We start from the raw sequence: 14,265 nt of genomic DNA, 5'->3' as shown, positions 1-14,265 counted from the left end.
ACAGTTTTATCAAAATTTAACGATGTAAGTGTAGACATTAAGTTTTTCATCTTATTTATTCACTCCTGTTTTCCATTCAGATTTTGTAATGGTCCCGTCAAAGTTGTATGAAATCTCTAATTGGTCGAATCCACTCTTATAGATATGCTTCGTACTTGTTCCGTTCAGCTCGGTAACATCTGTCCATGGCAGGTTACTATCATCTATCTCAATAAAGTTTACACCCTCCTTAGCTACTTGTAACATATCCTTACTAGCCCATCTCGAAAGCTTCGGCTTAATTAGTTCTTTGTATGTCTCCTGCGCTTCTAAACTTCCTAGAGAATTGAGATTCGCATATGCTTTCTTTTCTCGGGCTGCATATTGCTCCTCTTTGAGTGTTTCCTCTTCAGATTTCTCTGGCTCCTTATCTTGAATCAGCGTCTCTTCCACCTTCTCAACAGGTTTTTCTTCAGTGTCATCAACTTCTGCAGGTTTCTCCTCGGGTAGATTCTCTATCGCATCTAGTTTAGCCTTCAGCTTAATGTAATTAATTTCTAATTCATCATACTCTTTGGCTAATTTCTCTGACTCTGCTTGATAACGTTCTACTTGTGATGATAATCTATCGGTTTTTTGGTTATAACAAGATGTCAGCCCAAAGAATAGAAGAACTGTTGCCCCATACTTTGCAGCTGTCTTTCCTTTAATAGATTGTACTTTCTCGGTAAATGTAAATTTCTTTGATTCCATAATTTGTAGTCTCCCCCAAGTCACTCACATATCTAATTATAATGATTTAGTTACATATAAAATTTTACACGACTATTAATCAGATGTACAGTTGACTATACTAGACGATTAGTCATTTTTTCAAGGATTTAATATAGTGATAATATACGCGTATTTTGCCACTGTTTAATGACTACAGCGTATTTCTACTTAATGAGTTCTCACCACACAACAATCAGCTTAAGGTTTTAAATTATCCCCATAACAAAAATTTAGAACCATGTTAGTTAATTTTTTTAAAATTAGGAAAGCCATCCTCATAACTGAGAATGGCTCTTATAAATAAAGGTTTATGAATGCATTTTTGTACGTATACGTTTTAAATAGTGGTGTCTAATAATAAAGAAGTAAACCATTTGAATGCAAATAAAGCTTACTAATACTACAATTGAGCTTTGTAAAACAGACATTTCCCTACTTACTGTTTGTCCTAATTGATGAAACGTTAGAAATGCAAAACTACTGTGAAGCATAGCCACTACTATCGGCAGGAAAAATAGTAACATCATTTGTCTTGTCACGATTTGCTTTAACTCTCTTTTACTTAAACCTAATTTTGAGATCATTTCATATTGCTCTTGATCGCGTTCTAAATCAGTAAATAGCCGGAAATATAAAAAGCTTAACGTAAACACGAAAAATACAATCCCCACCATTACACTTGAAATAGAAAGTAGTCCGTTTTGTTGTTTCATTTCAATCCATCTTAAATACAGTGATGAAAACTTATAATAGTCTTCTTGATTCGTACCAATGAACTTCTTAAGACTTGTCGAAATCGCACTTGTTTCAGACCAATCTTTAACGATAAAACCGTAAATCGTGTAATCTCGGAGTACGCCTTCTTCTTGAACATGTAGGACCTTATTATAAACAGCATCAGAAACAATAACAGGGTTATCAATCATGGCTAACTCTGGGATATACACTGTTTTTTGTACAGAAAGTGGAATCTCGAGTTCACCATGATTTATTTCAAAAAATTTCAGATGCTCTGTACTTTTCTCTTTCTTATTAAGTCGTATAGCAATGCTATCATTTTCATTTGTTAATTTCTCTATTTCATACCCTAATTTTTTAGCGTATTCATTATACGCAGAAAGTTTAATCAAAGCCAATCCGTCTAATGTCCTTTTAAATTCTGTTGCTACAAGGTTATATGAAAATCCAGATTCCTCTAATTGTTTCTTTATCTCTTCAATATGAGCTTTTTCTTCTATATTCCCCTTATCTGAACGATAGGTAAATGCATATGGAGTCTCATGCTTAGCCAATTCAGGATTTGCAATAGCCGTACAAACTCCAATTGCTGTAAAAGATACTGCAGATATAATTGATACGATAAAAAAGGTTCTCGCATTATCTTTCATGCGATACATTAATTCTGAAATAACAAGGAGATTGGTTCTTTTAAAGAATGTAGTTTCTCTATTTTTTAAAGCGGATAACACATATACACACAATTGAGTAAAGAAAAAATAGGTCCCACATACAATGAATACGACTCCTACTCCTACGAGTAGGAATAATTGATTTAAACGCATGTAATCGACCGCGGCGATACTGTGGTGAACGCAGGAGTAACCCGCTCCAAATAAAATAATGACCAACAAGGATATATAAACAGACACTATTGGCTCAGTTTTTGGTTTTTCATCTGATTTTATGAGTTCTACAAGTTCATTCATTTTCACCATTTTTGATGTAAACAAAGAAATAAGTAGAAATAAAATAAAAAAGGACATTGCTGTTACTACCATTGCCTTGATTGGAAAGTAAAATGCTAACGTTTGCTCTATCCCTAATAAAGACCCACTAATCAATAAAAACAATTTAGAAAAAACCATTCCTAGTCCAATGCCTACTACGATTGAAGGGATTCCAATCAACATATTTTCGAAGTAAATTAATCGATAAAGCTGCTTATTAGACATTCCGTGTAACATTAATAATCCAAACTCTTTTTTTCTATTTTTTAAAAATGCACTAACAGAATAGAAAATAAATAAGAAAGAAAAAACAAAGATTAAGTAATAGGATAAATGAAATCCTATTTTTCCAAATGCACTCATGATGGTACTTAGATGAGTCAGCTCATCTTGTAGGTTCGGATGAAAGACAAGTAGTCCATAAGTGAAAAAAATCAATACCGCAAATGTACTACTAAAAAAATGACCAAGATATATTCTTTTATTTCGTAAAACATTATTAAATGCGAGTTGTCGAAAAGTCATGTTTATTCCCCCCTAACATAGAAAGACTATCCATAATTTTTTTATAGAATAATGGACGCTCATCTTTGCAAGTAACTTCATTGCATAACTGGCCATCTTTAATAAAAATTATGCGGTCACAGTAACTTGCAGTAACTGGATCGTGCGTTACTAACATCATTGTTGCCTTTTCTTCTTTGTTTAATAGTGTTAATAGTTCCATCACATCTTGAGAGGCTTTAGAATCTAAGTTTCCTGTCGGCTCGTCGGCAAGAACCAATTTAGGAGAGTGAATGAGTGCACGGGCAATCGCTGTTCGATGTGCTTGCCCTCCTGATATTTCATATGTTCGCTTATTTAAAATTTCGTTGATTCCTAATTTTTCCGAAATAGATTCTACTTGTTTATTTATTCTTTTCACATTCATGCCATCTAATACGAGTGGAAGAACTATATTCTCTTTTACTGTTAAGGTATGCAGCAGATTAAAGGATTGAAAAACGAATCCTAATTGCTTTCTGCGAAATAAGGCCAAATCATCAGAGGAGAGTTGATACGGATTTTGATTATGAATACATACACTGCCTGATGTTGGCGCGTCAATAGTAGAAATCATATTCAATAATGTTGTTTTCCCACTTCCCGAAGGTCCCATTATCCCAACAAATTCCCCCTCCATAATTGTTAAGTCTATATTTGAAAGTGCTGTATGTGGAACCTTTCCTGTATATTCTTTACTAAGATCATTTACTTTTACTATTTTCATATGAGAAATTCCCTCCAAATGTACACACTACGAATAAGATTTGATAGAAGATATCTGCCCACATTATGATTTTTTTAATACGAGTCATGTACCATTCACAACTAATCTGTTTCGGCTTCTCCTATTGAAACTAGAATACTTGGTCAAATTTATTAAGTACCAAATTAAATTTTATATCGTAACACATGATTTTTATTCATGTTTCTGTTTTTCATTGTAGTAGTAAGGTTGTTTTTCTCATATTGAATTACCTTTCATTTGTCTTACACGCTTGCAATGTTTCTGAAAATACAGTTTATAAAGTCAGTGAGCGTATTTTTTGAGGAGATAGCAAAAAGAATGCTACACGATTACTTTCCTTTACCGAACTAGGTTTCTATATAGTAATTCATAATATTTTTTCACCATACTCAAGTTCTTCTTCATCTAAAAGTGGAACAAATGCATTACTTAGAATGTCTATTACGTGTATTCCTGAAAATAGATGTCCAAATTGGATACAACCTATCTCCGCTGGACACCTATTTATACGGTTAATAAAAAAATGAGAGGATTCATTATTTTGCAAAAGAGAAGGATGTATAAAAGGTGTGTATTGAAATACTACGTTTACATGTTACCAGTTTCATACTTTTACGGGATACTCATTGCAAGTGAAAAAGTAAAAAAATATTTCACTTGAATTTTGGGTTATTCATTCCGTAAACGTTTTGAATGTGCTGTAACCTGAAAAATTTAAGCTGTAGAGTATCGTTATCGTATGCTCTCTACACTCGCATCAGTATGAAGTACTAAATTAAAAACATATATTCTTGAAAGAGGTTGAAAATTTATGTTCGTTTTAAACAAGTTCTTTACCAATTCACATTATAAAAAGATTGTACCTGTCGTATTACTTTCATGCGCGACACTGATAGGCTGTTCTAATAGTAATACGCAATCAGAATCAAATAAACAAACAAATCAAACCAATCAAGTTAAGCAAGAAAATAAAGGTAATCATGCTTTTGCTAAACTTGAAAAAGAATATAACGCTAAACTTGGTATTTACGCACTGGACACAAGTACGAATCAGACTGTTGCTTACCATGCAGATGATCGTTTTGCATTTGCCTCTACATCTAAATCATTAGCAGTGGGAGCTCTTTTACGTCAGAATTCAATAGAAGCTCTTGATGAAAGAATTACGTATACACGTGAAGACCTATCTAATTATAATCCAATTACTGAAAAGCATGTGGATACAGGAATGACGTTAAAAGAACTTGCAGATGCTTCTGTTCGATATAGTGACAGTACGGCACATAATTTAATTCTTAAAAAGTTAGGTGGTCCATCCGCATTTGAAAAAATCTTGAGGGAAATGGGTGATACTGTTACTAACTCCGAGCGATTTGAACCTGAATTAAATGAAGTAAATCCAGGAGAAACACATGATACGAGTACACCAAAAGCAATCGCTAAGACGCTTCAATCTTTTACATTAGGAACTGTACTACCATCTGAGAAACGTGAACTGTTAGTAGATTGGATGAAGAGAAATACGACTGGGGATAAATTAATTCGTGCGGGTGTACCAAAAGGATGGGAAGTAGCTGATAAAACAGGTGCAGGATCTTATGGAACAAGGAATGATATCGCAATTATTTGGCCACCAAATAAAAAGCCGATTGTTCTTTCCATCCTTTCTAATCATGATAAAGAAGATGCAGAATACGATGATACACTTATTGCAGACGCTACGAAAATCGTGTTAGAAACTCTAAAGGTTACGAATAAATAAAAATAGGTTAAAAGTTTTCCATTTTAGTCACGTGTATTCTCTGTTAACAGACACATGCATGCTACTCAAGTCAACTACCCCCACTGAGATGAAGCGTTTCAGTGGGGGCTTGAGTTAGAACTCTAGGTCTTTTCTTCTATCGCTAGACAGTTTGACGCTCTAGAATTCATGCCACCGTATGGTAACACCCCAAGTATGTTTTTGGTTGGTACTAGCAACGAACTATTGCTTTCCCACTTGCACCACCCTTTCAAAAAGAGCAATTCTTCCTTGTGGAAGAAGCCACCACTCAGATGAATCCGACGTGAGCTACAAGCCTCGACAAGTCGAATACATATGGATGGTTGACGCACCCACTAAGCTATGCGCGAAGTAACAGCCTTACGTTTTTGCACTTCTAATAGAATCGGCGTTTTTACTTTAAGATTTTCATCTGATACAGTAAGATTAATTACTTCCTGTCGTAGACTTTTTACTGTATCTATTTTTATCTTATTTGTTTTTTCTAATATCTTGTACTTCTATTGTTTGATCGTTATGACTGGTACTTGCTCGGTGTCAGAAATTTTACTGTAACCATAATAAAGTAGAAAAAATAATAAAATAATTGTCCAAATAAATATAAACACTTTATAATCATACTTCATATGAAAAACCTCATTTTCCCTATATAAGTGAATGTACATACACCTTATAAATTCAATTACATAAATTATTGGATGTTTTAGTTGTAAAAAATCATTAAAGATTAGAAATCGTTATTCATAAACATATCCAAGAAATCTTCAAAAAAATATCATCTAGGCATTTTAACATTTCATAAAAATGCACAGATGATATTTTTACGTTTAGCTAAGTAATGCTTTTTATGTAATAAATCTTTATCTCTATTTCACCTTAATGTTTATATGTACAAGAGTCTGTGTAGCAACTAGGCTGTACTTTAAATATGTACTAATTTGTGTGTGTGGGAAAGGAAGCACATTTTATTTAAAGTTGTTACTTTAAACCCCTTAATTAGTTGGTAGTCTTCTTCATTCAGACAGAAAAGAAATTTAAAGTGTACACGTATTTTAAACTCAGGCTCTTTACTACACACACTCCTATCCACATAAAAACATCTATAGCTTTTTGTAACAATACAGAAATTGAAGGAAATAAAAATGAAATAATTTTAATGTTAAGTAACATCTTTGTAACACAAATGTAACATAAAACATTTAATCGTACAATACTTTTTTAACTAATTATTAACAAAGTTCTATTAAAATCGTTCAATTTTAATAATGTTCCCATAGACTATTACAATTAGAGTTGCTTGTGTTTTATTAATTATCCTTCATTTCAGCTCCATTTCGGCATGTGTCTGTTATACAATAAGCATATACTTGAAAGGCAATGGAGTAACTGTTTATGTATGTCAAACAATTAAGATAGCTTCCTTTCATCTCTTGCCCGAAACCAATTCATCTTCACCTACTCAATTCGCGTTCCTTTTGGAAGGAGTCTTCTTGGCTAAAATGACAAAAAAGTTGAGGATTCCCCCAACTTTTTTATACATTTATTGTCTTATTAATCCTGTAGATGTAACCTGATATGTTCTTTTCTTTCCTATATATTCCTGTTTTCCATTCTCAAGGTTAGTTAAAGTCGCTCTTGTTTTTTCCTTAGCTGCATCCCCTTCTATATGAGTAAATTCTATATAATCTCCCACTTTTATAGGTACTGTTTGGGTTTCAGCATTTTGTTGTCCATTTCCCATGATTTCTTTATTGTACATAACGCTACCAGACGAGTTCTGGACTTTAATACTTGCATATGTACTATTGAAGTAAGAATGCGGTACGCCAGCTTCTAATTTGATTTTCAGCTCTTCTGCTGTTTGATTATAATCTACTTTTGCAATTTCTCGATCACTATATCCTTTTAATGACCATGCAAATTGTTTTCCATCTAGAATTGTTGTCTCTGGCATTTTTTCTACTTTCTTTAAGCCCTCTTTTGTAACCTGGTATCTTGCTGTCTTTCCAATAGTTTCATTTTTGTTATTTTCAAGATTCATTAATGTTGCGCGTTTTTTTTCCTTTACAGCGTCTCCTTCTATATGAGTTAATTCAATGTAATCTCCCACTTTTACGGGCACTGTTTGGGTTTCAGTATTTTGTTGTTTGTTTCCATAAATGTCATTATTATACACTACTTTTCCTAATGCATTTTGTACTTTAATACTCGCATACGTTTCATTAAAATAATGATGCGGTACGCCTGCTTTTAAGTCAATTTGCATTTCTTCTGTCGACTTATTGAAATTGATTTTTGCAAACTCAAAATCACTAATTCCTTTTAGGGACCATGCAAATCGATTCCCTACTAAAATATCAGAATTTCCATTTGTAATTCCTACTTTTTTCTCTACAGTTCGATCAAATATATCTGTTAATGTAATTTTAGCAAAAGCTGTTTGAGGCAATTGCATAGTTTGACTTACCTCAGTTTGGTAGGACTTAATATTATCAATTACTTTTAAAGGTTGTCCCGCTAACTTTTCATTGTCATAGATTTCAATTTTCCCTTTAAACTGTGGAGTACTTTGTTCTTTCAATTTCCATGAAACATTTAATTTTCCAGCTTCAAAGCGAGTATTTTGGATATCAAAATCTAAATTTCCCATTTCTGGTTGACTAGGCTGATTTATATTAAACGTTTTTCCAGTACCAATAGTTGATTGAGTATTTCCTCCTGCCCTAACCCATAGATATTCTGAAGTTGCTCCTCCATCGTATTGATAGGACGTATCATGTTGCCCAGAGATACGCTGATTATTCCAAGAATTCCATTGTTTATCTGAAACTTTTCTGCTGTATCCATTCTTAAGACGTGCTTCTCTTACATCTTGTCCATTACCAGCCCAGTCCTCTTGAAACATCGATAAACCATAGTTAAATGCAACATTCGTAACTGGATGATCCATAATAACAACTAACTTCCATTGATTTAATGTATTATCTTTTATCCACTGGCCAAACTTTGTATGGCCATCTTCTTGCCAAGAGCGTAGAGTCATTCTATACCATTCACTATCTTTCCAATTATAAGTTGTTTGTACCTTCAGACCTGTTCCTTCTCCACCAAATCTGCTGGCTTCTGAAGTCGGCGATAAATATTCAGCTTTTATTGCTTGGTTTGATGCTATTGGATCCCAAAGTGCAAAGTGAAGGGTACGTTTACCGAATTGATCAAAACCACTTTGTTGTTGGAAACCCGCATAACCACCACCCTCCCCTCCCTGATTCCAGTTATGCACAGCCCAATACGTATAAGGTGCTGTTTGGACTGGTGACCAGTCTATACTAATAATATCTGAAGCAGCAGTATTTTGTGGTGTTACATAAACTGATGGGGCATGCGATCGGGTTGCTGCCTCTGTACTAGAAATTGGTGCTCCATACATTGACAACATGGTACAAGCCGTTGAAACCATAACAATTCTTTTTATTTTTCCCCTTGTTTTTACTTTAAACATAACTTCCTATCTCCTTTTAAATTATTTTAGTTACATTGAATAATAACCCTATATATCCCTTTAAACAAATTATGTAATAAAGTAACATTAGCTCTAAAATCTAAATATATTTAATGTTTTTTACACTGCTATTATTAATCAAATTATAGTATTTTGTATTAAAATCGTATGATTTAGGACTAAATATAAAGTGAAAATTTTATAAAATTTCATAAATATGTAGTTTTAGATATTTATGATGAAAGACCCACTAAATAACTTAATTGATTTTATAAAAGATTTCCTTTCGTTATTGATTACACTATTAAACCCAGAATTGTTTACTAGAAAAATGTTATGTAAACTTCGGTTTATCGATTAGACAAAATAGTTTATCAATTTGCTGATATCTTATCATTAGTTAGAAAGAGCCTACTTAAAAACGTAGACTCCTTTAGGTATCTATACATTACATATATAACAAACATAAAAAAATAACATCGCATTCTTCTGTTAGTTTATTTAATATTTAATGACGTAGATAATGTATTCCAAGGTGCATTTGTAGATGTATTTTGATATTTAAATTGCCCATTTTGCTGTCCTGAAGCATCCCATTTATATTCCCATCCATCCACTGTTCTATCCCCATTTATATCAATCATCTTAGAATCTACTTTTTTTAGTTTTTGACCACTCATTTGAGCAATTGGATTTCTACCATATCCCATTTCATTTGTATAAATGTATAAATAGCTCCCTCCATGATCTTTAACTGTACTTAAATTATTAGGACCAATAAATTCAACCCCGCCTAATTGAGATTCAACTTTTACCACATTTAATGATGTTAATGGTGGTGCAGGTGCTGCGGATACATCAGTCGCTAAGCCAACTGTTGCTCCCACTACTAATGATGAAACTCCTAAAATCATTCTTTTTAGCATACACTCATCCCCTTTGTATTTAATACAAATTGATTCTATCATACTAATTTCATACATTTCGTTTTCTGTGAAAGAGTTAACAAAAAGTACCTATTTATATATGAAATTGTGCATATTCATTGCATTTTTACTATTTACACTTACTACTAATCCTACTACAGCATAATTGCTTCTCTATCTTGATTGACTTAATACATTTTGCCTTATTTCAAGCTGTTTTTTGTAAGAACTAATAAATGGTGTGTAGTTCGGTGTTTTAACAAATAAAGAATAGAGTTGCAAATCCCACTCTATTTAAGTCGGCTTTTCCTCTAGCATTATAAACAAGATCCACCACTTGCATCAATTAACTCACCAGTTATCCAACGACTGTCTGATGAAGAAAGAAAACCTACAATATCAGCTATATCATTAGGTTCTCCCAACCTATTAAATGTAGATAAACCTGCGGCATATTTTTGCCCATCTCTATTCCCCAATGTCTCAGCGTTCATTTCTGTATTAATTATACCCGGGAGAATTGCATTTACTGTAATACCACGGGCACCAAGTTGTTGTGCTAAAGTATGAGTGAGTGTATTAATTGCTCCCTTAGATATACTGTAGGCAAAAACACTTGGGGAGGCTACCCGTGTGACAAAAGACGAAATATTGATAATCCGGCCTCCATCTTTTAAACGTGGCAAAGCCTTTTGAATAATGAAAAATGGAGCTTTCACATTAATATTCATAACCTCATCAAAAGACTCCTCTGTAGATTCCTCTAACGTTAAAATCTGCCCAATTCCAGCGTTGTTTACAAGAATATCAAATGTAGTATCGCCTATATATTTTTGAAGAGATTGATCCATCATTGAATACAATTTATTAATACCGTTAAAGGTACTTAAGTCTGCACTAATCGCAAATGCGGAACCGCCATCTTGTTTAATTTTATCCACTACACTTTCTGCTTCTTCTTTTCTTTTACTATAGTGAACAACGACTAACGCACCAGCCTGTGCCAAATGTAAGGCAATGCTTCGGCCTATTCCTCTACTAGCCCCTGTTACTACTGCAATTTTCCCCTTCAATTTATTCATCTCATCATCCCCTTGCTTAAAATTCTACTTAGTTATATCACAAGATACCCTTTGAAATGTTGCTCTCTCATTTGGTTTTCTTAAAGAACCTAGATAGTATTGCTACTAATTTTATTTAATACTAAAAACATCTAATTTTCTTTTGATGATATAGTGCCTCATGTCCGTTAAGCTGGGAAAGTGAATACCAAAAACTAAGAAAATTATTAGGTTAAGATTGTAGTACCCGAAAAATATTTAGTTTCTAAACTCTTGTTAAGTAGCTACGATGAACAATTATACTAAACTAATAATGAAAAAAGGATCTGATATGAATATCAAACCCTTTTTTACTATGTATAATTATTTCACAGATTCTTTTAATTCTTTTCTAGCTTTAAATGCCGGTGCTTTAGAAGCAATAATCCAACATTATTATATACGGTTTCAACGAATTTTATGTTGAACTTATTATATTTCAAGAAGTCCGTTACTTTTAGAATCGACAATTCTTCAATACCCTTAGACTTTCCCTACGCCCCCTGTAGAGATTTTTTCAATAAACTAACATACTTTTTGTACGCTTTCTGAACCTTATCTCTACTATTTTGTAGCCACTTCAATGTTAAATCTTTTATCAAAATAGAAATCCCTTTAGTATTGTGAACTACCCGCCACTTAACGCCCTAACGGACTGTTTGAAGTGGGGGCTTCTCGGTTAGTCGTTACTTTTGGTAGCTAACGAATTCGTCCTAAGACAGCCGAGCTAACTCCCTTGTTCCAAGGGTTATTTTATTGCTATCTATACTAACGCCAATAGGCGTATTGCTTCATTTTTGATATTGATAGCTGCGTTATAATCTCTATCGAGATTTACACCGCATATACAAGAATAGACTCGCTCAGACAATGACATATTTTTCACATTTCCACAACTGCTACATGTTTTTGTGGAAGGAAACCATTTGTCTATTTTCACAAGTTGTTTGCCTTGTTCATGTAGTTTATAAGCTAAAAAAGAAGTGAACATACCCCAACCATTGTCAGCGACACTTTTTCCAAAATGAAGTGCTTGCGACATTCCTTTCATATTTAGATCTTCAATAGCTACAACATCAAAATGAGTAGCTAACTCTTTAGACTTATGATGAAGGAAGTTCTTACGTTGGTTTGCTACTTTTTCATGCAGCTTAGCTACACGGATACGTTGTTTATTCCAACGCCCTGAACCTTTTGTACGTCTTGATAATACTCGTTGAGCCTTTGCTAATCGGTCTAACATTTCACGATAGAACTTAGGATAATTGGCTCTCTCATCCTCAGAACTGACGTATAATTGATCCATCGCAAAGTCTAATCCAACAACTGTTTCTACTTCTTTTTGTACGATCTCTTTTTCGTATTCAGTCAAAATGGACACATAGTATTTACCAGTAGGTGTCATAGAAATCGTACATGACTTGATTATATGGCCTTGTGGTATTTCTCTATGCTGTTTGATACGTACCATTTTCAGTTTTGGCAATTTGATATGACCGTTAAGCAATATAATATTTCCGTTCACTACATTCGTTGTATAAGACTTTCTGTCTTTTTTGCTTTTGAATGTTGGGAAGTCATTTTGACCACGAAAGAAATTTTTATAGGCAGTTTGCAAGTTTAGTTGAGCATTTGCCAAAGCTAATGAATCAACTTCTTTTAACCACTCAAATTCTGCTTTGTATTTCGCAGGAGTGGGAAGCTTTTGTTTCTTTAGTTGATTCTTATCATCTTTATGTTTTTCATACGCTTCTTTCCGTTCAGCTAACATTCTGTTATACACGAAACGTACGCAACCAAAAGTTTTATGCATAAGATGTGCTTGGTCTTCTGTTGGATACAAACGGAATTTATATGCTTTATTCTGCTTTGTCATATCATTTCACCTCACTTTTCACTTTGATTTTCAATATATGTTTTTACTACGTCTATTGGCGAACCACCAGTAGTTAGCAAGCAAAAACTTCTTGACCAAAACATCTCTTTCCAAAGTTTCTTTTTCACTTGTGGAAAGTCTCTTTTAATAAGTCGAGAACTTGCACTTTTATAAGCATTGATGAATTTTGTCATTTCTGTATTAGGGTGTGCCTTGAACAAAATATGAACGTGGTCTACATCATGATTCCATTCAACTAACGTGATGTTATAGTTTTTAGATAGTCGAACAAACATATCTTTTGCATAGTCTGACATATCATTATCAAACACATTTCTTCTGTATTTCACGACCAACACAAGGTGATAATATAACAAGAATACTGAATGGTTATTACTATCTAATTTCATTTATATACCAGCCCTTATAATTTATAAGACTGATTATATCAGAGGCAAAATAAAAAGGAAAACCTTTTGGCTACGCCAAACCGAAATTCATCTCCCACCTACCGTTGGGCTACGCCCTTCACACGCTTGAGGAAGGAGAATTCTTTCCGGAAATTCGTTAAAATATTCCAAAGTAATTCTCATTAAACGGCAATTATAAATGTAGGGTTCTACTTATGTCTGTTATTTATATAAATAATATGATTTATCAACTTATCTATATCTTGACTTAAACTTAGCACCTGCTGATGTCTAAATCCATATTTATCTACAAGTTTAATTAATTCTACTTTCTTGTCTTCAATTAGTTTTTGTAAGTTTCTCATCTCCATATCTATTAGAACTCCTTTTTTACGATTTAGCAGTTAAATTATAGTATAGATATAAAAAATAAAGAAACTGGAACTTTTGGAAATCGAAAGAAATTCAGACGTGTCTAAAATATAATAAAATTATATATATGCATAAATGCATTTAAATTCTTCCCTGATAATGTTATAATAGAATTAACCAAGAAGTATCCAACAAATTATGATTAATCACTACACTTTCTTTCAGAATAAGTCAACATATAAAAAGACACTATGCATACTATAGTGTCTTTTTATATGTTCTAATATTAATTGAACGCCTCCCACCTACTCACTGGACTGTGCCCCTTCACACTCCTTGAGAAAGAAGTCTTCTTAGCTAAAATGATAAAAAACACTAATAGCCTTATTATTTTTCGTGATATTCAGTTAATAAAAACAATAAGGGTTTATTGTTTCCATTCCTAAAAATCCTTATTTTTAAATAAAAAAAGAAAAACACTCCCGAGAGTGCTTTTCTTTTTAATAAATATCATCTATACTGTTT

10 protein-coding genes are annotated in these 14,265 nt (G+C 33.1%); 1 reads left to right on the top strand and 9 read right to left on the bottom strand.

Annotated elements, in window-relative coordinates:
* Positions 1–51 precede the first annotated feature (51 nt).
* The 3 genes from NST27_RS29365 to NST27_RS29355 form a co-directional block, all read right to left on the bottom strand.
* Positions 52–732, bottom strand: coding sequence for a hypothetical protein (locus NST27_RS29365; protein ID WP_000444115.1), 681 nt, complete (start codon positions 730–732; stop codon positions 52–54).
* A 329-nt stretch (positions 733–1,061) separates the two neighbouring features.
* Entirely contained in the window at positions 1,062–3,005 is a 1,944-nt protein-coding gene (locus tag NST27_RS29360) for an FtsX-like permease family protein (RefSeq protein WP_047386494.1), read from the bottom strand.
* Positions 2,980–3,750, bottom strand: a complete 771-nt coding sequence (locus tag NST27_RS29355; protein ID WP_047386496.1) for an ABC transporter ATP-binding protein — start codon at positions 3,748–3,750, stop codon at positions 2,980–2,982. The genes NST27_RS29360 and NST27_RS29355 overlap by 26 nt, the downstream gene beginning before the upstream one ends.
* 832 nt (positions 3,751–4,582) lie before the next feature.
* On the opposite strand from NST27_RS29355, the gene blaIII reads away from it, so the two are divergent.
* Positions 4,583–5,533, top strand: coding sequence for a class A beta-lactamase BlaIII (blaIII, locus tag NST27_RS29350; protein WP_000497838.1), 951 nt, complete (start codon positions 4,583–4,585; stop codon positions 5,531–5,533).
* A 1,561-nt stretch (positions 5,534–7,094) separates the two neighbouring features.
* On the opposite strand, the gene NST27_RS29345 is transcribed toward blaIII, so the two are convergent.
* The 6 genes from NST27_RS29345 to NST27_RS29320 all read right to left on the bottom strand — a co-directional run bounded on the left by NST27_RS29345 (position 7,095) and on the right by NST27_RS29320 (position 13,739).
* Complete coding sequence (locus tag NST27_RS29345) at positions 7,095–9,056, bottom strand: DUF3472 domain-containing protein (protein ID WP_061661906.1); 1,962 nt, start codon at positions 9,054–9,056, stop codon at positions 7,095–7,097.
* Positions 9,057–9,553: 497 nt separating this feature from the next.
* Positions 9,554–10,039 carry a DUF4879 domain-containing protein gene (locus NST27_RS29340; protein ID WP_002001753.1) on the bottom strand — a complete coding sequence of 162 codons (486 nt, stop codon included), beginning with the start codon at positions 10,037–10,039 and terminating at the stop codon, positions 9,554–9,556.
* A gap of 260 nt (positions 10,040–10,299) precedes the next feature.
* The gene (locus NST27_RS29335) at positions 10,300–11,064 is read right to left on the bottom strand and encodes an SDR family oxidoreductase (protein ID WP_001037518.1); all 765 of its coding nucleotides are present in this window, start codon (positions 11,062–11,064) and stop codon (positions 10,300–10,302) included.
* A 781-nt stretch (positions 11,065–11,845) separates the two neighbouring features.
* The gene (locus NST27_RS29330) at positions 11,846–12,958 is read right to left on the bottom strand and encodes an RNA-guided endonuclease TnpB family protein (protein ID WP_341035324.1); all 1,113 of its coding nucleotides are present in this window, start codon (positions 12,956–12,958) and stop codon (positions 11,846–11,848) included.
* An 11-nt stretch (positions 12,959–12,969) separates the two neighbouring features.
* Positions 12,970–13,368 (bottom strand): IS200/IS605 family transposase, encoded by a 399-nt coding sequence (tnpA, locus tag NST27_RS29325; RefSeq protein WP_016078303.1) that lies wholly within the window; start codon positions 13,366–13,368, stop codon positions 12,970–12,972.
* A gap of 209 nt (positions 13,369–13,577) precedes the next feature.
* Positions 13,578–13,739: an aspartyl-phosphate phosphatase Spo0E family protein gene (locus NST27_RS29320; RefSeq protein ID WP_000425962.1), complete on the bottom strand. Its 162-nt coding sequence runs from the start codon at positions 13,737–13,739 to the stop codon at positions 13,578–13,580.
* Between the last annotated feature and the right edge of the window lie 526 nt (positions 13,740–14,265).

The sequence above is a fragment of the Bacillus sp. FSL W8-0770 genome, from assembly GCF_038008705.1.
GTDB classification, from domain to species: Bacteria; Bacillota; Bacilli; order Bacillales; family Bacillaceae_G; genus Bacillus_A; species Bacillus_A cereus.
The sequence above is the reverse complement of the archived record's forward strand: the minus strand, read 5'-3'. Positions and strand labels throughout refer to the sequence as shown.